At 66.7% G+C, this 18,657-nt stretch carries 14 protein-coding genes; 7 read left to right on the top strand and 7 right to left on the bottom strand.

Annotation, left to right across the window (positions count from 1 at the left end):
- Positions 1-13: 13 nt before the first annotated feature.
- The 4 genes from paaI to paaN are packed head-to-tail and all read right to left on the bottom strand — an operon-like array spanning position 14 to position 4,480.
- Positions 14-487, bottom strand: coding sequence for a hydroxyphenylacetyl-CoA thioesterase PaaI (paaI, locus tag ZRA01_RS15850; RefSeq protein WP_141353973.1), 474 nt, complete (start codon positions 485-487; stop codon positions 14-16).
- On the bottom strand, positions 477-1,952 hold the full coding sequence (locus tag ZRA01_RS15845) for a 3-hydroxyacyl-CoA dehydrogenase (RefSeq protein WP_218028733.1): 1,476 nt from the start codon (positions 1,950-1,952) through the stop codon (positions 477-479). The genes paaI and ZRA01_RS15845 overlap by 11 nt, the downstream gene beginning before the upstream one ends.
- Positions 1,953-2,008: 56 nt before the next feature.
- Positions 2,009-2,803 (bottom strand): 2-(1,2-epoxy-1,2-dihydrophenyl)acetyl-CoA isomerase PaaG, encoded by a 795-nt coding sequence (paaG, locus tag ZRA01_RS15840; protein ID WP_141353969.1) that lies wholly within the window; start codon positions 2,801-2,803, stop codon positions 2,009-2,011.
- 9 nt (positions 2,804-2,812) lie between these two features.
- The gene (gene paaN, locus ZRA01_RS15835) at positions 2,813-4,480 is read right to left on the bottom strand and encodes a phenylacetic acid degradation protein PaaN (RefSeq protein WP_141353967.1); all 1,668 of its coding nucleotides are present in this window, start codon (positions 4,478-4,480) and stop codon (positions 2,813-2,815) included.
- A 392-nt stretch (positions 4,481-4,872) separates the two neighbouring features.
- On the opposite strand from paaN, the gene paaX reads away from it, so the two are divergent.
- Positions 4,873-5,850, top strand: a complete 978-nt coding sequence (paaX, locus tag ZRA01_RS15830) for a phenylacetic acid degradation operon negative regulatory protein PaaX (protein WP_141353965.1) — start codon at positions 4,873-4,875, stop codon at positions 5,848-5,850.
- Between the two features lie 505 nt (positions 5,851-6,355).
- On the top strand, positions 6,356-8,926 hold the full coding sequence (locus ZRA01_RS15825) for a penicillin acylase family protein (RefSeq protein WP_141353963.1): 2,571 nt from the start codon (positions 6,356-6,358) through the stop codon (positions 8,924-8,926).
- A 275-nt stretch (positions 8,927-9,201) separates the two neighbouring features.
- On the opposite strand, the gene paaY is transcribed toward ZRA01_RS15825, so the two are convergent.
- On the bottom strand, positions 9,202-9,816 hold the full coding sequence (gene paaY / locus ZRA01_RS15820) for a phenylacetic acid degradation protein PaaY (RefSeq protein ID WP_141353961.1): 615 nt from the start codon (positions 9,814-9,816) through the stop codon (positions 9,202-9,204).
- Between the two features lie 106 nt (positions 9,817-9,922).
- On the opposite strand from paaY, the gene ZRA01_RS15815 reads away from it, so the two are divergent.
- The 5 genes from ZRA01_RS15815 to ZRA01_RS21445 all read left to right on the top strand — a co-directional run bounded on the left by ZRA01_RS15815 (position 9,923) and on the right by ZRA01_RS21445 (position 14,934).
- Positions 9,923-10,735 (top strand): IclR family transcriptional regulator, encoded by an 813-nt coding sequence (locus ZRA01_RS15815; RefSeq protein WP_141353959.1) that lies wholly within the window; start codon positions 9,923-9,925, stop codon positions 10,733-10,735.
- Between the two features lie 303 nt (positions 10,736-11,038).
- On the top strand, positions 11,039-11,914 hold the full coding sequence (locus ZRA01_RS15810) for a branched-chain amino acid ABC transporter permease (protein WP_141353957.1): 876 nt from the start codon (positions 11,039-11,041) through the stop codon (positions 11,912-11,914).
- 2 nt (positions 11,915-11,916) lie between these two features.
- Complete coding sequence (locus ZRA01_RS15805; protein ID WP_141353955.1) at positions 11,917-12,849, top strand: branched-chain amino acid ABC transporter permease; 933 nt, start codon at positions 11,917-11,919, stop codon at positions 12,847-12,849.
- A gap of 2 nt (positions 12,850-12,851) precedes the next feature.
- A complete protein-coding gene (locus ZRA01_RS15800) occupies positions 12,852-13,613 on the top strand; it encodes an ABC transporter ATP-binding protein (protein WP_141353953.1) in 762 nt (253 codons plus the stop codon).
- A gap of 16 nt (positions 13,614-13,629) precedes the next feature.
- Complete coding sequence (locus ZRA01_RS21445; protein WP_141353951.1) at positions 13,630-14,934, top strand: ATP-binding cassette domain-containing protein; 1,305 nt, start codon at positions 13,630-13,632, stop codon at positions 14,932-14,934.
- 86 nt (positions 14,935-15,020) lie between these two features.
- Here ZRA01_RS21445 and ZRA01_RS15790 read toward each other — a convergent pair whose 3' ends face one another.
- A complete protein-coding gene (locus tag ZRA01_RS15790; RefSeq protein ID WP_141353949.1) occupies positions 15,021-17,018 on the bottom strand; it encodes a tetratricopeptide repeat protein in 1,998 nt (665 codons plus the stop codon).
- On the bottom strand, positions 17,011-18,315 hold the full coding sequence (locus ZRA01_RS15785) for a P-loop NTPase fold protein (RefSeq protein ID WP_141353947.1): 1,305 nt from the start codon (positions 18,313-18,315) through the stop codon (positions 17,011-17,013). Before ZRA01_RS15785 ends, ZRA01_RS15790 begins: the two co-directional genes overlap by 8 nt.
- Between the last annotated feature and the right edge of the window lie 342 nt (positions 18,316-18,657).

Here is an 18,657-nt window from a genome sequence, read left to right as displayed (position 1 = left end):
GTTGTTATGGGGTTCAGGCGGCGGGCACGGCGGCGAGGCCGGCGATGACTTCGCCGTTGATCCGGTAGCTCTTGCCGCGGAACAAAGCAATCGTCTTGCCGCTCTGGCGGCTCTTCACGGTGACGTCGTAGACGCCGGTGCGGCCGGACTGGGAACGCTCGACGGCCTCGGCGTCGAGGGTGTCGTTCTCCATGCCAGGGGCCAGGAAGTCGATGTGGCAGGCCGAGGCCACGGTGTTCTTGTTGTAGCTGTTGCAGGCGTAGGCGAAGGCGGTGTCGGCCAGCGAAAAGATCAGGCCGCCGTGGCAGATGTGGTGGCCATTGACCATGTCGCCACGCACCGGCATCGATAGGTGCGAGACGCCCGGCCCAACGCTCTCGATCTTGATGCCGAGGGCGTTGGCGGCGCGGTCGCGGGCCCACATGGCGTCGGCGACGGCTTCGGCCAGGGCCTGGGCCTCGGTGGGGTTGGGGTGCCTAGTGGACATGGATGCCCTTTCCGGCAAAGACCGACTGCTGGATCAGCGGCGAGACGCGGTAGCGGTCTTCGCCATAAAAGGCGCCGAGGTTGCGCAGCACCTGGCAGATCACCCGGACGCCCACGGCGTCGGCCCAGGCGAGCGGCCCCTTGGGGTAATTGACGCCGAGCCGCATCGCCGCGTCGGCGCCCTTTGCGTCGCAGACGCCCTGGTTCACCGCGTCGGCGGCCTCGTTGGCGAGGGTGGCGAGGGTGCGCATCACGGCCAGCCCGGGCACGTCGGCGAAGCGCGACACCGCAAAGCCTGCGGCCTGCAGCAGGCCCACCGCCGCGGCCGCATCCGGAGCAAAGCAGGTGTGGGCAACGCTGACCGCCAGGCGCGTGGCCTGGGTGTAGTCGAGGGCCAGGTCGATCAGCACCAGGCTGGGGATGCCGCTTTCGGCGGCGCGCTGGGTGGCGCTGCGGCCATCGGTCTGGAAGACCACTGCGTTGCCGACCTCGGCGATCCGCCCGTCGTTGTTGTCGCCCCAGGTGTAGGCCACGCCCCGCTCGTGGAGCCGGTCGGCGATGGCCTCGACGGCCGGCGAATGGCCGTGCAGCACGATCGTCTCGGGCACCGACTGGGCGACGGCGGACTTGGGCTGCGGACGCTCGGCGCCCTCGCGGTAGTCGTAGAAGCCGCGCCCGCTCTTGCGGCCGTAGAAGCCGGCATCCACCAGCTCCTGCTGGATCAGCGAGGGCAGGAAGCGCGGGTCGTTGAAGTAGGCGTTCCACACCGAGCGGCTGACGGCGAAGTTGACGTCGTGGCCGATCATGTCGGTGAGCTCGAAGGGCCCCATCTTGAAGCCGCCGGCCTCGCGCATCACCGCGTCGATGGTGGCGACATCGGCGGCGCCCTCGCCCAGCAGACGCATCGCCTCGCCGTAATACGAGCGGGCCACCCGGTTGACGATGAAGCCCGGCGTCGAGCGGGTGTGCACCGGCGTCTTGCCCCAGGCGGCGGCGGTATCGAAGAGGGTCGCGGCCACCGCCGCGTCGGTGGCGAGGCCGGACACCACCTCGACCAGCGCCATCAGCGGCGCCGGGTTGAAGAAGTGCAGGCCGGCCAGGCGCTCGGGCCGCTGCAGCGCCGAGCCGATGGCGGTGACCGAGATCGACGAGGTGTTGGTGCCGAAGATGCAGTCGGCGCCGACGATGTCTTCGAGGTCGCGGTAAAGCTTCTGCTTGGCTTCGAGGCTCTCGACGATGGCTTCGACGACGAGGGCGGCGTCGGCCAGGTCGGCAGCTTGTTCGACGGCCCGCAGGCGCTCGCCGGCCGCGGCGGCGGCCTCGGCGCTCATGCGGCCCTTGTCGGCGAGCTTGGAAAACTGGGCCCGGATGCCGGCGACGGCCTTGGCGGCGGCCTCCGGGCGGTTGTCGAGGAGCTTCACCACATGGCCGGCCGCCGCGGCGACCTGGGCGATGCCGGCACCCATGGCGCCGGTGCCGACCACCGCGATGACGGCAGAGGAGTCGAGGGCGCGGCTCACGCTCACTCCCCCGTGAAGCGGGGTGCCCGCTTTTCCATGAAGGCGGCGACGCCTTCGGCGTAGTCGGCGCTCCAGCCCAGCTCGCGCATGAAGCTGCCCTCGAAGGAGAGCTGCTGCTCGAGGGTGTGGCCCGGCGCGGCGTGCATCGCCTGGCGGGTACGCACCAGCGCCTTGGTGGGCATCGCGGCGAGCTGGGCGGCCAGCGCGTCGATGCGCGCGGCAAAGGCGTCGTCGGCCACCGCCTCCCAGATCAGGCCCCACTCTGCGGCCTTCTCGGCGGGCAGCTTGTCGGCCAGCAGCGCCAGGCCCATCGCCCGGGCCATGCCGACGCGCTGGGGCAGGAACCAGGTGCCGCCGGTGTCGGGCACCAGGCCGATCTTGCTGAAGGCCTGCAGGAAGGAGGCGGACTTGCTGGCCACCACCAGGTCGCAGGCCAGCGCCACGCTGGCGCCGGCGCCAGCGGCGATGCCGTTGACCGCGGCGATGGTCGGCACCCGCAGGTTCTGCAGGCGCAGGATCAGCGGCTTGTAGTTGGCTTCGACCACGTTGCCGATGTCGGGCATCTTGCCGCCCACGGTCTGCATGTCGGGGTCGGCCAGGTCCTGGCCGGCGCAGAAGGCGCGGCCGGCGCCGCTGAGCACCAGCACGCGGACAGCCTTGTCGGCCTGGACGGTGTCGAGGGCGGCACGCAGCTCGGCGTGCATCTCGCCGGTGAAGCTGTTGAGCTTGTCCGGGCGGTTGAGCGTGAGCCGGGCAACGCCGTCGGCAACCTCAAAAAGAATGTTCTTGAATTCCATGACGTCTCCTCAGGCGTGGTAGCGGCGCTGGACCACACGGAAGCGGTTGGCGACGAAAGCCGAATCCGCATACGAGGCGTTGGCCGCCGGGTTGCCGCCGGTGCCGTGGTAGTCGGAATAGGCCGCCGACTGATTGACGAAGACGCCGCCGGTGAGGTTGATCGACAGGGCGACCTTGCTGCGCCAGGTGGCTTCGGTCATCGCGTCGACGACGTCCTGCCTGGTGGAATACACGCCCACGGTGAGCGCGCCGTGGGTGCTCACCACGCGCTCGGAGAGGGCGATGGCAGCGGCGCTGTCGGCCACCTTGACGATGAAGGCGATCGGGCCGAAGCGCTCTTCCATGTAGAGCTTCTCGTCGGCGGCGTCGCAGGCCAGCAGCACCGGCGTGCGCACGTTGGCGGCCGGGAAGTCGGGGTTGTCGAGCTTGGTGGAGGCCAGCACGACCTTGCCCAGCGCACCGCTGTTGGCCACGTCGATGCGCTCGGCGGTGTCGGCGGACTGGATCGCGCCGAGCACCGCATGGGCCACCTCGGGCTTCGACAGGAAGCGCTGGACGGCGGCAGCCAGGTCGGCGCAGAACTCGTCGTAGCTCTTGTGGCCCTGGTCGGTGTCGATGCCGCCGGCCGGCACGAAGAGCGCCTGGGAGGTGGTGCACATCTGGCCGGAGTACAGCGACAGCGTGAAGGCCAGGTTGCCGAGCATCGCCTTGTAGGCATCGGTGGACTCGATGACGATGTTGTTCACCCCGGCCAGCTCGGCATAAACCTGGGCCTGACGGGCGTTGTCGATGAGCCACTGGCCGAACACGTTGCCGCCGGTGAAATCGACCGATTTGACCGCCGGATGGGTGGCCAGCGCCTGGGTGGTGGCGCGCTTGTCGGTGACGCACAGGCTGACGAGGTTGGGGTCGATGCCGTTTTCAGCGAGCACGGCGCGGATCGTGCGCACGGTGATCGCCGCCGGCAGGATGGCGTTGCTGTGGGCCTTGACGATCACCGGGTTGCCGGTGGCCAGCGCCGCGAAGAGGCCCGGGTAGGTGTTCCAGGTCGGGAAGGTGCCGCAGCCGATCACCAGCGCGGTGCCGCGGCCGACGATCTGGAAGTGCTTCTTCATGACCAGCGGCGGGTTCTTGCCCTGGGGCTTCTCCCACACGGTTTCGGCCGGCACGAAGCTCTGCTCGCGCCAGGCGTAGGCGACGGCCTCGAGGCCGCGGTCTTGCGCGTGGGGAGCGCCGGCCTGGAAGGCCATCATCCAGCCCTGGCCGGTGGTCATCATCACCGCGTGGGCGAGCTCGAAGCTCTGCTTGTTGAGGCGGTCGAGGATCTCGAGGCAGATGCCGGTGCGGCCGTCGGCGCCCACCGCCTGCCAGCCCTGCATCGCCACGTGGCCGGCGGCGACCAGGGCGTCCGGGTCACACACCGGGTAGCTCACGCCCAGCGCGATGCCGTAGGGGGACGACTCACCACCATGCCAGCCCTGCTGGCCGGGCTGCCCCAGCTCGAAAGGCTTGCCGAGATGGGCTTCGAAAGCACGCTTTCCGTCGTCGGGCGCGTTTTCGCCATAGACCTTGGGGCTCGGCATCTCGCTGAAAGCCGACCAGTAGGCGCGCGAGGCGATGGCTGCGACGGCGCCATCGAGGCGGGCGCGATGCTTGTCGAAGAGGGGGTGCGTCATTCCGTTGTCTCCTGTCGGTGTTGGGTTCTTGAATCAAACAGTACAAACTAAGGTGTTTGATGTCAATAATAAGTATCGAATTTTTCTGACAAGAATGACTCAAGTTACACTCTACAAAACGCCTTTCACTAAAAAAAATATGTTTTTATTCAATAATTTATTTTAATTTTTTTGTGTTTTTTTGCCTAAAATCGACACCAATCGGCGGGGCATTATTTTTCTTATGGCCACAAAAGTGATACAGATAATTATTATTATCTATATAGTTTTGTATCACTTTTAAAGCCGACAAAGGAGTTCTAAAAAAAGCCCTCTGAATGCCCCCTCCCACCCGCCGCGACACGTGCTCGCCTATCCGCCAAGGCTAAGGAGCGGCTAAAATAGCAATCTCCATGCCTGACTCCCGCAGCACCGTGCCCTCTGCCGCCCACACCCGTCTCGACGACTTCCGTCAGCAAGGCCGCGTCCAGGCTGGCTCGATCATCATCTCGGTCTTCGGCGACGCCGTCCTGCCCCGCGGCAGCCGCATCTGGCTGGGCAGCCTGATCCAGCTGCTCGAGCCCCTCGGCCTCAACGAACGCCTCATCCGCACCTCGGTGTTCCGGCTCGCGAAGGAAGAATGGCTGCGCACCGAGCCCATCGGACGGCGCACCGACTACCTGCTCACGCCCTCCGGCCAGCGGCGTTTCGAGGAAGCCTCGCGGCACATCTACGCCTCCAGCGCCCCCCTGTGGGACCGGCGCTGGCGCCTCATCGTGACCGTCGGCGAGCTCGCCCCCAAGGCGCGCGAGGCCCTGCGCCGGGCACTCTTTTGGCAAGGTTTCGGCACCCTGGGCGGCGATTGCTTCGTGCACCCCAGCGCCGACCTCAGCGCCGCCTTCGACGCGCTGCTGGCCGAAGGCCTGGCCGACACCGTCGGCAAGCTCAAGCCGCTCCTCGCCGCCGACGCCCAGTTCGGCAACGCCGCCAGCGACGTGGACATGGTCAATGGCGCCTGGAACCTCGAGCGCCTGGCCGGGGTGTACGACGGCTTCGTCGGCCGCTACCAGCCAGTGCTCGACGAGCTGCGCGCCGACGCGGCCGGCGACATCGACGACGAATCCGCCTTCCTGCTGCGCATCCTGCTGATCCACGACTATCGCCGCCTGCTGCTGCGCGACCCCGAGCTCCCCGACGTGCTGCTGCCTGCCGACTGGCCCGGCCAGAAGGCCCGGCTGCTGTGCAAGGAACTCTACCGCCGCCTCCTCGCCCCGTCCGAGCGCCACCTCGACACCCACCTCCAGCTCGCCAGCGGCCAGACCCCGCCCGCCACGCCACTGATCCACGAGCGCTTCCGCGAAGACGACCCGCTCGGCGACGGCCGAGCCTGACGCGCTGCGCTCCGAAGCGCGATCACCGAGGCGACAAGCACGACTGGATTCCCCTGGGCCAGGCCTCTCTCACCCAGCGTCCCCGCTGGGGCAAGGGCACTTCTGGGCATCCCGCCATTTCCTGGTGAGCCTTCCGGGGCCCCGCCAGCCCCGGCGTGAGCGGAGCAAAGCGGCGACGCTGCAAGGCGCCGACTTCAACCCCACCCTTCTCGGGAATCGGGACGGCGCTGTGTTCCGCCGACCGCCGCGCATCACCCCTTCTCCGCCTGCAAGCGTGCCGCGTCACCTGCGCCGAGCTCGATCGCAAAGGCGCGCGCGGGCAGAAAAGCGGCACCGGTACCGCGCTGCGCCCCAACACAAGGTCTGGCCGGGCCCAGTTCATCGATTACATTCAGTTATCGATGCACGCACTGTTTTGCATTGGACGCATCAGGAGCAGGGTTTGTACTATTCGTAACTCATTCCCCTAAAAAAAATCCGCTAAAGCAAGGCGGAGGAGACAACGATGAAGCCATCCCCTTCCCACGCACGGCGCACCGCGACACTGGCCGCCGCCCTGGGCGCCCTGCTAGTGACCGCCACCGCGCCCGTCGCGGCCCGCAGCCCCCAGGCCGCTGCCCGTGTCACTGCCACGCAGGAGAGCGTCGAGATCCGGCGCGACCACTCCGGCATGCCCCACGTTTACGCCAAAACCACCTTCGGGCTGTTCCATGGCTACGGCTACGTCGTCGCCCAGGATCGCCTCTTCCAGATGGAAATGGCACGGCGCAGCACCCAGGGTCGGGTTGCCGAAGTGCTCGGGCCCAAGTTCGTGGCCTTCGACAAGGGCATCCGCGCCAACTACTGGCCGCAATCCATCCACGACCAGATCGCCGCGCTGCCCCGGGCCGATCGGGACATCCTCGAAGGCTACGCCGCCGGCATGAACGCCTGGCTCGCCAGGGTGAAGGCCGATCCCGGCAGGCTGATTCCCAAGCAGTTCAATGACTTAGGCTTCGCGCCGGAGCCCTGGACGGCCTTCGACGTGGTGATGGTCTTTGTCGGCACGATGGCCAACCGCTTCTCCGACTTCAACACCGAGATCGACAACCTCGGCCTCCTCACCGCGCTGACCGACAAGCATGGCGCGGCGGCCGGCCGGACGATCTTCGATGAGCTGAAATGGGTGATCGACCCCGACGCACCGACCACCGTGCCGGAAAGCGCCGGCCGCTACACGGTGCCGGTGAGCACCGCGGGCACCATCGCCTACACGCTGCCGGATTACCGCGACACGCCGCCGAGCCTGGCCCGGCTGGCCAGGCACATCGACGGCGCCCTGCTCGGCGGCCCGCAGGAGGCCCAGCATGAAGCCCTGCTGGCCCAGCTCGAAGCCTTTGGCATGACCGGCCAGGCCGGCTTTCCGGCCGCCAGCAACATCTGGATCGTCGGCAAGAAGCGCGCCGCCGGGGCGAGCTCCATCCTGCTCAACGGCCCCCAGTTCGGCTGGTTCGCACCGGCCTACACCTTCGGCATCGGCCTCCACGGGGCGGGCTTCGACATCGTCGGCAACACCCCCTTCGCCTACCCCTGCATCCTGTTCGGCCACAACGGCAGGATAGGCTGGGGCGCGACGGCGGGCTTTGGCGATGGCGTGGACATCTTCGCCGAGAAGCTCGACCCGGCCGACCCGACCCGCTACCTCCACAAGGGCGAATGGAAGCAGATGGAAACGCGCAGCGAGACCATCGCCGTCAAGGGCGCAGCGGCCGAGACGCTCGAGGTCCATCGCACCGTGCATGGCCTGGTCGTCAAGAGCGACCCGAAGGCCGGCGTGGCCTACGCCAAGGCGCGCACCTGGAGCGGCCGCGAGCTCGACTCGCTGTTCGGCTGGGTGCGCCAGGGCCAGGCCACCGACTGGAAGGGCTGGCTGGGCCAGGCCGAGCGCAACGCGCTCACCATCAACTGGTACTACGCCGACCGGCGCGGCAACATCGGCTATGTGCACACCGGCAAGTACCCCGAGCGCCGGGCCGGCCACGACCTGCGCCTGCCCGTGCCGGGCACCGGCGAGATGGACTGGAAGGGCCTGCTGCCCTTCCGCAGCAACCCACAGGTCTACAACCCCGACACCGGCTATCTCGTAAACTGGAACAACTCGCCGATGAAGGGCTACCCCAACCCCGACATGCTGTGGCTGTCGTGGGGCGGCGCAGATCGTCTCAACGAGCTCGAGCAGCGTCTGGCCGCGCAGCCGCGGCTGGATGCGGACGCCATGTGGGCCCTGCTGAAGCCGACCAGCCTTGCCGACGTGAATGTGCGCTACTTCCTGCCCGCCCTCGAAAAGGCCGTCGCCGGCCTGCCGGACGACGACCGCCGACGCCAGATGGTGCGGCTGCTGGCCGGCTGGGACCGCATGCACGACGACGCCAACCGCGACGGCCGTTACGACAGCCCCGCCTCGGCGATCATGCCCGCCTGGTTTGCCGCGATGCTGCGCGCCACCGTGGCAGCCGATCTCCCGGCCGATTTCGCCAAGTTCTACCTCAGCGCTGGCTACCCCACCGCCGAAGCGCCGCCGGCGGGCTCGATCAACGTGCAGCCGGGGGTCAAGGTGCTGCACCGCATCGTGCGGGCCGAGCAAAAGAACGAGGCCCTGAGCCACGACTTCCTGAAGGGTCGCAGCTTCAGCGAGGCGAGCCTGCAGGCCCTCGCCGAGGCCGACGCCGCCCTCACCCAGCGCTACGGCGCCGACATGGCCGGCTGGCTCGCGCCGGTGGCGAAGAACAAGTTCTTCGCCAGCAACTTCTTCGGCGTACCCCAGGCCGGCGACGCCGAAGCCCGCTTCTCCCACGTCGCGATGAACCGGGGCACCGAGAACAACATGACGGCGCTCGGCGAACGCGAGGTGCGAAGCTGGGACGTGGCCGCCCCCGGCCAGGACGGCTTCGTGGCGCCGGACGGCAGCACCGGCCCCCACTACCTCGATCAGATGGAGCTCTACGACCAGTACAAGCACAAGCCCGTGCTGGGCACGAGGAAGGAAATCGTGAAGGGCACCACCCGCATCGAGCACCTGACGCTACCGCGGCGCTAACCGCCTTTCGGGCTTGAGGAAGCCAAGTAGAGATCCGGCGGGGCGAGGACGGCTTTTATCGACGCCCTGCAAGCACGCCACGCGCCAGTAAAAGCGCGTGGCGCTAGCCCGCGCGAAATAGGCTCTGGCGGTGGCGTGCCGCCATGTCGTCGCCATTCGGCCCCTGAGCGCACCCAAGGCCGTACCCAGCCCGCTCCCGCGGAGGCAAGGAAAGCCTGGAGCCGCCAGCGTTGCCTCGAGAATCTTCCGGAAGCGATCGAGCGCCGCTTCCGGTTTCAATCCTTCCTCTTCAATGCCACCAGCGGCACCACGCCCGGCATCTCGAAACGCTTGCGGCCGGGCTCCATCTCGGTGAGCGGATCGGTTTCGACCATCGTCGCCAGGCAACGCAGGGTCAGGTCCTGGTAGGTGCGCGTGCCGTCAGTCTTCCAGGCGACTTCCTCGTCGCTGAGCTCACGCAGCACCTTCGCCGGCATTCCCGCCACCAGCGAGCGCGGCGGGATCTCGACCCCGGCCTTGACGAAGGCCATCGCCGCCACGATCGACGCTTCACCGATCACCGCGTTGTCCATGATCACCGCGTTCATGCCCACCAGCGCGTTGCGGCCGATGCGGCAGCCATGCAGCACCGCCCCGTGGCCGATGTGGCCGTCCTCCTCGATCACCGTGTCGGTGCCTGGAAAGCCATGCATCACGCAGGTATCCTGCACGTTCACCCCGCGCTCGAGGATCAAGCGGCCAAAATCCCCGCGCAGGCTCGCGCAGGGCCCCACATAGCAGTCCGGGCCGACGATCACGTCGCCGATCAGCACCGCGCTGGGGTGCACATAGGCGCTCGGGTCGACCACCGGAACGATGCCGTCGATGGCGTAAACGCGCAGCTTGCTCATGAAAGTGTCTCCTCTGGGCTTGGGTTGTGATTTCTTATATTAAAATCAATTTACCATTCCGTAATCAAACCCATCACTTTTTCTGCAACCACCCGGATTCCACACCATGAGTGAAGAGCTGGAAGGAAAACACGGCGTCCAGTCCCTCGAGGTGGGCATGGGCATTCTCAAGGCGATGGTTTTCGGCAAGCGCTCGATGATGCTCAAGGACATCGCCGCCGCCGCCGACATGCCGCCCTCCAAGGCCCACCGCTACCTCGTCAGCCTGATCCGCAGCGGCCTCGTCGAGCAGGACCCGCTTACCTCGCGCTACAACCTCGGGCCCTTTGCGCTCAACATCGGCCTGGTCGCCATCGACCGGCTCGACCGCATCCGCCTTGGGCTGGCGGCGATCTCCGAGCTGCGCGACGAGATCAACGAGACCACCGCGCTCGCCGTGTGGGGTGACAACGGCCCGGTGATCGTGCGCTGGGAGCGCCCGCGCCGCCCGATCACCGTCAACGTCGTCACCGGCACCACCCTCGGCGTGCTCAGCTCGGCAGCCGGGCGGGTGTTTGCCGCGTGGCTGCCCAACCTTACCCGCCCCATCGTCAAGCGCGAGGTCGAGACGCGCAGAAACCTGCCCCCCGGCGTCGAAACCCTCGCCGACGCCGACGCCCTCCTCGCCAGCGTGCGCGACCGCGGGCTCGCGGCGATCTCCGGCAACTACATGTTCCGCGGCGTCGAGGCGGCCGCCGCGCCAGTGTTCAACTTCAAGAACGAACTCACGATGGCGCTGGTCATCGTCGGCGTCGAAGGCTCCATCGACATGGGCGAGCAGAGCGCCGTCCTCGCCCGCCTCAAGGGCGCCGCCGACGCCCTCTCCCTGCGCCTCGGCTCCACCCGCGGCAGCGACGCTGCCGCCCTCCCCTCCGCCTGATCCCCTCAGCCTGATACGCACGCCGCCGGCCACCCGGCGGCGGCGCACCGCCACGGGTACGTCCCGCGCCGGCCACCTCGCCTTGCCCTCGTGATCTGATACACAAGTTTGTCTTGACTAGCTTTTTTGTATCATTTCTAATAACAGAACTAATTACAAAATACAGAACTTACGCAAGCTGCCGCGGCTTCTTGCGTAGTCGCAGTCCGGACGCCCGGCGGCCAGACTCCCTCACCCGATCGCTCAATCGACAGGAGACACGATGAACCATCGCCCCCCCAACGTCAGAACAGGAGCCGCGTGATGCTCGCCCAGCTGCTGCAGTTCCTGTTCTCCGGCATCACCGTCGGTGCCACCTATGCGCTGGCTGCGCTCGGCTTCACGCTGATCTACAACGCCAGCAACGTCATCAACTTCGCCCAGGGCGAGTTCATCATGCTCGGCGGCATGCTGGCGGTGCTGTTCACCCAGGCCGGGCTGCCGCTGCCGGCGGCGCTGCTGCTGGCGGTGCTGGTGCCGGCGGTGGTCGGGGTGCTTATCGAGAAGCTCGCCATCGAACCGGTCAAGGGCGCCGAAACGGTGACCCTGATCATCATCACCATCGGCGCCTCGCTGGTGATCCGCGGCCTGGTGCAGGTCTTCCTCGGCAAGAACACCCACAGCCTGCCGGCCTTCTCGGGCGACACCCCGATCGAGATCCTCGGCGCTACCCTGATGCCCCAGAGCCTGTGGGTGCTGGGCGTCACCGCGGTGGTGGTGGTGGTGCTGTGGTACTTCTTCAACCGCACCCTCACCGGCAAGGCGATGCTGGCTACCTCGTTCAACCGCGTCGCGGCCGAGCTGGTAGGCATCAACACCAACGGCGTGCTGTTCATGAGCTTCGCCATGTCGGCGGCGCTGGGCGCCATGGGCGGCATCCTGATCACCCCGATCACCCTCACCTCCTACGACGTGGGGATCATGCTCGGCCTCAAGGGCTTCGTCGCGGCGGTGCTAGGCGGGCTCGGCAACGGCCTCGGCGCGGTGGTGGGCGGGCTGCTGGTGGGCGTGCTCGAGGCGATGGGCGCCGGCTACCTGTCGTCGGCCTACAAAGACGCCATCCCCTTCGCGCTGATCCTCTTCATTCTCTTCTTCATGCCCCGCGGCCTCTTTGGCGCGAAGGTGACGGACCGGGTGTGACCATGCACAAACGCGCCTACACCGGCCTCTACATCGTCATCGCAGTGCTGGCCGTGCTGCCCTTCGTGCTGCCCAACAGCTTCTACGTCGACCTGGCGATCCGCATGGCGATCAACGCCATCATCGTCCTCGGCCTCAACCTGCTGATAGGCTTTGCCGGCCAGATCAGCCTCGGCCACGCCGGCTTCCTGGGCATCGGCGCCTACGCCTCGGCGGTGCTGCCCAGCCACTTCGGCTGGAACCCGGTGCTGGCGATGCTCGCCGGCGCCCTCGCCACCGGCGCGCTGGCGGCGCTGGTGGCGCGGCCGATCTTCAAGCTCAAGGGCAACTACCTGGCGATGGCCACCCTCGGCCTCGGCATCATCATCAACATCACGGTGCGCAACGAAGCCCAATGGACAGGCGGCCCCGACGGGATGCCGGTGCCGGCCTTCGGCCTGTTCGGCTTCGAGCTGACCAGCGACAAGCACTGGTACTGGGTGGTCGCCGCGCTGCTCACGGTGAGCGTGTGGGCCTCCCTCAACCTTATCGACTCGCCCTTCGGTCGCGCCCTGCGCGCGCTGCACGGCTCCGAGGTGGCGTCGCGGGTGGTGGGCGTGGACGTGGTGCGCTACAAGGTGGCCATCTTCGTGCTGTCGGCGGTGTTCGCCAGCCTGATGGGCAGCATCACCGCCCACTACGTCGGCTTCGTCACCCCCAACCTGGCCGACTTCTTCCACTCCATCGAGCTGGTCACGATGGTCGTCATCGGCGGCATGGCCTCGGTGTATGGCTCCCTGATCGGCGCGGTGCTGCTCACCGCCCTGCCCCAGGCCCTGGCCACCTTCGAAGGCTGGGAGACGGTGGCCTTCGGCGCCATCCTGATGGTGTGCATGATCTTCCTGCCCAAGGGCCTCGTGCCCACGCTGGCGGCCAAGTTTGGCAAAGGAGACTGAGCGTGGCATTACTCGACGTAACCCAACTCTCCATTCACTTCGGCGGCGTGAAGGCCGTGCAGGAGGTGAGCTTCTCCATCGACCCGGGCATCGTGTATTCGGTGATCGGTCCCAACGGCGCCGGCAAGACGACCCTGTTCAACCTCATCACCGGGGTCTACAAGCCCACCAGCGGCGAGATCCGCCTGGATGGCGAATCCATCGCCGGCAAGTCGCCCGACGAGCTCGCCCGCCGGGGCGTGGCGCGCACCTTCCAGAACCTGCAGATCTGCATGAACATGAGCGCCGTCGAGAACGTCATGGTGGGCGCCCACCTGCGCCTCGACCGCAACCTCATCAAGGCCGCCCTGCGCCTGCCCTCGATCACCCGCCGCGACGCCGAACTCCGCGCCGAAGCTTCCGAGCTGATGCGCTTCGTCGGGCTTGACCAATACCTCGAGGCCCGCGCCGACTCCATGCCCTACGGCGCCCTCAAGCGCCTCGAGATCGCCCGCGCGCTGGCCATGAAGCCGCGGGTGATCTTCCTCGACGAGCCGGCCGCCGGCCTCAACCCTAAAGAGACGATCGAAGTGGACCACCTGGTGCGCAAGGTGGCCGACTCGGGCATCACCGTGGTCCTCGTCGAGCACGACATGAAAATGGTCATGAACCTCTCCGACCGCATCCTGGTGCTCGACTACGGCAAGAAGCTGGCCGAGGGCACCGGCGAGGAAATCCGCCGCAACCCGGACGTGATCGCCGCCTACCTGGGCGCCCACGCCTGAGACCAAAGGACACGAGATGGAAGCACTCCGCATCATCAAGGACGAGCACCGCAAGCTGTGGCGCATCGCCATCACCGTGGACCAGGTCCTCGACGACATGCAGGCCGAAGGCAAGGTGGATGGCGCCTTCCTCGGCTCGGTGTTCGACTACTTCGAACAGTTCGTCGACGACTGCCACCACCCCAAGGAAGACGACTACCTGTTCCGCCTGCTGCGCCAGCGCAGCCCCGAGGCCGCCGCCCTGCTCGACCGCCTGGAGGCCGAGCACCGCGACGCCCCGGCTAATCTGAAGGGCCTGCGCAACAAGCTCGCCCTGGCGGAGAGCGGGCGGCTGCCGGTTTCCGACCTGGCCGAGGCCCTGCGCGGCTACCTCGCCGGCCTTAAAGAGCATGTCCGCATCGAAGAGAAAGAGATCTTCCCGCTTGCCGCCGCCGCCCTCACCGCCGCCGACTGGCAGGAGATCGACACCGCCTTCCTCAACAACGCCGACCCGGCCTTCGGCACCCAGGCCCAGGCCGGCTTTCGCGAACTCTTCCACCGCGTGGCCAGCCTGGCGCCGGAATCCGTCGGCCTCGGCGCCCACAGCGGCGGTGCGCTACCCAGCGCCACCGGCGGCGAAGTGCTGCTGAAAGTCGAAGGCCTGGAGAGCAGCTACGGCCGCATCAAGGCCCTCAAGGGCATCAGCATCGAGGTGCGCCGCGGCGAAACCGTGGCCCTGGTGGGCGCCAACGGTGCCGGCAAGACCACCTTCCTGCGCAGCCTGTCGGGCGTGCAGCCGATGAGCGGCAGGATCACCTTCGACGGCGAGGACATCTCCAAGCTCCGCGCCGACATGCGCATGCGCCGCGGCATCTGCCAGTCGCCCGAAGGCCGCCAGGTGTTCGGCCCGCTCTCCATCGAGGACAACCTGCGCCTCGGCGCCTACACCCAGCCCAAGGCCCAGGTGGAGGGCGATCTCGAAAAGATCTACGCGATGTTTCCCATCCTCAAGGAGAAGCGCAAGCTGCCCGCCGGCACCCTGTCGGGCGGCCAGCAGCAGATGCTCGCCATCGGCCGCGCCCTGATGGGCCGCCCCAAGCTGCTGCTCCTCGACGAACCCTCGATGGGCCTCGCCCCGCTGCTGGTCGAGGAAGTCTTCAACGTGGTCAAGGCCCTCAAGGCCCAGGGCATGTCGATCATCCTCGCCGAACAGAACGCCTTCTCCGCCCTGGCCATCGCCGACCGCGGCTACGTGCTGGAAACCGGCAGCGTCACCCTCACCGGCACCGGGCGCGAGCTGATCGAGGACGAACAGGTAAGGGCGGCGTACCTGGGGATGTGATGTGGGGGGCGCTGGCTGGATCGATAGCCAAGGCCCACCAAGCGCCCGCCTCGCCTTGGGCAGCGGAGGCTGTCGGGGGCGAGGCGCTATGGCGATTGACCGATTTCCGGCGCCGGAGGTGGCTCGGTCGAAACCCGCTCAAGCTGCGTAAGAAGCTCCTGGCGCTCGAGACGGGCTGCCTCGGCGGCGGCAAGATTGCCTGTCTCGGCTTCCAGATCACTGAGCGCTTTGAGGCTGATGGAGAGATCGCGCAGAGTCTGAGGCGTATCGCCCAGGCTTACTCGCAGCTGCCTGCTCAGTTCCAGACTCTCGCGATAGGCCTCCATTGCGGCCGGGAAATTGCCCGCCTTGCGGTCCACAAGGCCGAGCCTATTTAAACTGACGGAGAGGTCACGCAAAGCCTGAGGAATGTCGCCGAGACTTGCCCGCAGTTGCCTCCTGATTTCCACACTCTCCCGATAGGCTGCCGTGGCGGCAGGGAGGTTGCCCACCTCCCCCTCGAAATCGCCGAGCGTGTCGAGGCTGATGGAGAGATACCGCAGCACCTGGGGCATATCACCCAGGCTCGCCCACAGTTGCCTGCTGAGTTTGAGACTCTCCCGAGAGGCTGCTGCGGCGGCCTGGAAATTACCCGCCTCGCGCTCGACCTTACCGAGTTTGTTGAGGCTGACGGAAACATCGCGTAGAACCGGGGGCGTATCACCCATAATCGCTCGTAATTGCCTGCTAAATTCCAGACTCTCCCGATAAGCTGCCACGGCGGCCGGGAGATTACCCACCTCGCGCTCGACATCGCCGAGCCTGTCGAGACTGACGGAGAGATCGCGCAGAGTCTGGGGGGTGTCGCCCAGGCTCGCCCGCAGTTGCCGACGGAGTTCCAGACTCTCCCGATAAGCCGCCGCGGCGGCCGGAAAATTACCCGCCTCGCGCTCGACATCGCCAAACATGTCGAGACTGATGGAGAGGTCGCGCAACGCCTGGGGGGTATCACCCAAGCGTGCTCGCAGTCGCCTTGTTAGCTCCAGACTCTCACGGTAGAACGCCATGGCAGCATGGAAATGGCCTGCCTCGCGCTCCACATCGCCGAGCTTGTGGAGATCAATGGCGAGAGCGCGTAAGACCTGGGGCGTATCGCCCAGGCTCACCCGCAGTTGCCTGCTGAGTCTCAAGCTTTCGCGATAGGCCTCCGTCGCTACTGGAACATTGCCCGCTTCGCACTCCACATCACCGAGCTTTTGAAGACTGATGGAGAGATCGCGCAAAACTTGGGGCGTATCACCCTGCATCATCCGCTGTCGCCTGTCGAGTTCCAGAGTTTCGCGGTAGGCCGCGGTCGCAGCCGCGAGATTGCCTGCATCCCGCTCGACATCGCCGAGCCTTTCAAGGCTGACGGAAAGATCACGCAGCGCTTGGGGCGTGTCGCCCACCCTTGCGCGCAACACCCTGAAGCGATCGACGGCCTCCCGGGCTGTCTCCAGCGCGGTGAGCAGGGCTCCATCCTCCCGGAAACACTCAGCCTTCTGTGAGATCTCCACCGCGCCCTCACGAAAACCCTCCACATCGATTGCCTCGGTCGGCACGTAAATCCGATCATCATGAGGCAGCACCGCCACGAACTGCCTGATACTCCACAGATCAGGGGCCCAGGTGACCACGGCCGGGGCCATGGCCTCGGGCAGCTGCAGGAAGAGTGGCCGGGGGCAATCTTTTTCGAGGGCGCTGCGACTGCGATTGAGGGCGGCCAGGGTCTGCTGGCGGGCCGCCTCCCAGGCTGGTTCGCCAGGCCCGGTGGTCAGATCGATCCACAGGGGCGCACGCCAGTCGTGAAAGCGGCGGTCCTCCCCCTCGGGGAAAGCCGCCTTGAGCACCACCTCCACCGCAGCCTCGGCGGCCTCGGGCCGTACCCGCTGCAACAGGTGGCTGCGCAGGCGGGTGGCATCCTCGATACGCTGCTGCAGGCGTCGGGACACCCGATGGTCGTCGCCGAAAACGAGGTAGAAGCCGAAACCCTGGTTCCAGTCCAGTAGCAGCTTGATCTCGCTCCAGATGCTCTCGAAATCAGCCTGCCCGGAGCTTTCAGACATATGGGCGCACCAGCGGCGGCACCTGATACCAGGGGCTGCCGTTCTGGTAGTCGAGCACCAGGGAGTGATCGAAGAGGCGGATGATGGGCGGCAGATCGGCGGCCAGGTCCTTGATATGGCCGGACGGATTGTCACCGTTGTCCATGAAGCGCTTGAGCCATTCCCGATCAGGGCCGGTGAGCCATTGCAGCGGCTGGGCGGCCTCGGCCAGGGCATGGATGACGCTCGGGGCGTCCACCGCGGTGATCGGCAAGCCCACCCTGCTCAGGGCCGCCTTGCGGGCGAGGGTGCGCAGCAGGTTGAAGAAACGCCGCACATTGCCCCCCGACATCCAGGCCAGATGGTTCATCACGGTCTCGTCGAGGATCTCCGGCCATTGCGGAAAGCGACGGCCAACAATCTCGCGCATCCTGCAGATGCCGTCTTCGTTGCGGCTGCCGTCGCGCTGGATCACCTTGAAATTGGGCAGGGCCACCGATTGCGAGAAGCCATTGCTGACCCCCGGCAACACCGCATGGAGATAAGGCGGCGCGGAGTACACCACGAACAGCGACGCGAACTGCAGGCGGGTGGGCTCGTTGAAGAACACCTCCTTCAGGCTGTTGAAGAGCTTGGCCTCGTCGCCGGAGGGGGCGGAAATACGCTCCAGGGAGTCCACCACCAGCACGATCTTTTCGCATTGAGTGTGGCGACGGATGGTGGCTGCGACCTCGTCCGCAAACTTCGCCGCCTCATCGAAGAATGCCGACGAGGACTGGGCAAAGCTGATCAGCTCCTTGCGGAAATCCGGGTTGTCCTGGAGCGTGGCCTCGACTTCAAGCGAGGCCCCCGTGTCACCGAGGGGGGCAATAAGTTTGGGTTTGAGCTCCACCTTGGATTGGAAGAGACGCTTCGTGCGCTGCCAGATGGAATCGTTCAGCTTGCCCTGGCCAAGCTCCTGTCGCACCGCATCCGCCAGCCCGGCCAGCGCCGTCATCAACAACTCCGCCAGGCTCAGCTGGGGGTCGTTGAGGTTGAGGTAAGTGCTGGCATCGCAGTAATAGGCCGCGATGCCGTCCTCCCGCAACTCGGTGACCAGGCGATTGAGTTCGGTAGTCTTGCCCGCACCGCGCAATCCGCTGAACAGATAACAGCCCCCCGTCCGCGGCTCCCACTGGATGTATTGCTTGAGGTTGGCCACGGGGTCGTGCTCGTCGTCGGGGGAGCGATTTACATACACGCGGCTGACGTCGGCGCCCCCCTGGGCGCTCTCGGGCAGGGCATTGAAGAAATCCTTGAGCAGGTCGGCTGGGGGCATGGCGGGGCACGGAAAATCGGTTCGAGACAAGATTCTAGAGGCAAGCGGGAGTGGCGCAAACATCCGGCTGACAATAGCCTCCCGCGGAACCGGGTTTGCCCTGCACGGAGCCGGCCCACGGATCTCGGTCGCAAGGGGGAACCGGCAGATGCCGCCAGGCAGGATTTCGCCTCCATCCGGCGTGCTGGCATCGGTTAGCCGCGCCGCCCGGCTTGAGCTCCCCAAGTCCTTTCTTGCATGGTTTCCGAGTTGTCCCGCGGCGTCCCCGATGGGGTCACCGCGCGAGCCTCGCGACGCCATTCATTTATGGGACGCGGCCCCTGATGGACATGCCCCTGATCC

The organism is Zoogloea ramigera, from assembly GCF_006539865.1.
GTDB classification, from domain to species: Bacteria; Pseudomonadota; Gammaproteobacteria; order Burkholderiales; family Rhodocyclaceae; genus Zoogloea; species Zoogloea ramigera.
The sequence above is the reverse complement of the archived record's forward strand: the minus strand, read 5'-3'. Positions and strand labels throughout refer to the sequence as shown.

Excerpts from the sequence above, each read along its gene's own strand:
- paaI (WP_141353973.1), bottom strand. The coding sequence starts at position 487 with ATGTCCACTAGGCACCCCAACCCCACCGAGGCCCAGGCCCTGGCCGAA.
- ZRA01_RS15845 (WP_218028733.1), bottom strand. The coding sequence starts at position 1,952 with ATGGGTGCCGGCATCGCCCAGGTCGCCGCGGCGGCCGGCCATGTGGTG.
- paaG (WP_141353969.1), bottom strand. The coding sequence starts at position 2,803 with ATGGAATTCAAGAACATTCTTTTTGAGGTTGCCGACGGCGTTGCCCGG.
- paaN (WP_141353967.1), bottom strand. The coding sequence starts at position 4,480 with ATGACGCACCCCCTCTTCGACAAGCATCGCGCCCGCCTCGATGGCGCC.
- paaX (WP_141353965.1), top strand. The coding sequence starts at position 4,873 with ATGCCTGACTCCCGCAGCACCGTGCCCTCTGCCGCCCACACCCGTCTC.
- ZRA01_RS15825 (WP_141353963.1), top strand. The coding sequence starts at position 6,356 with ATGAAGCCATCCCCTTCCCACGCACGGCGCACCGCGACACTGGCCGCC.
- paaY (WP_141353961.1), bottom strand. The coding sequence starts at position 9,816 with ATGAGCAAGCTGCGCGTTTACGCCATCGACGGCATCGTTCCGGTGGTC.
- ZRA01_RS15815 (WP_141353959.1), top strand. The coding sequence starts at position 9,923 with ATGAGTGAAGAGCTGGAAGGAAAACACGGCGTCCAGTCCCTCGAGGTG.
- ZRA01_RS15810 (WP_141353957.1), top strand. The coding sequence starts at position 11,039 with ATGCTCGCCCAGCTGCTGCAGTTCCTGTTCTCCGGCATCACCGTCGGT.
- ZRA01_RS15805 (WP_141353955.1), top strand. The coding sequence starts at position 11,917 with ATGCACAAACGCGCCTACACCGGCCTCTACATCGTCATCGCAGTGCTG.
- ZRA01_RS21445 (WP_141353951.1), top strand. The coding sequence starts at position 13,630 with ATGGAAGCACTCCGCATCATCAAGGACGAGCACCGCAAGCTGTGGCGC.
- ZRA01_RS15790 (WP_141353949.1), bottom strand. The coding sequence starts at position 17,018 with ATGTCTGAAAGCTCCGGGCAGGCTGATTTCGAGAGCATCTGGAGCGAG.
- ZRA01_RS15785 (WP_141353947.1), bottom strand. The coding sequence starts at position 18,315 with ATGCCCCCAGCCGACCTGCTCAAGGATTTCTTCAATGCCCTGCCCGAG.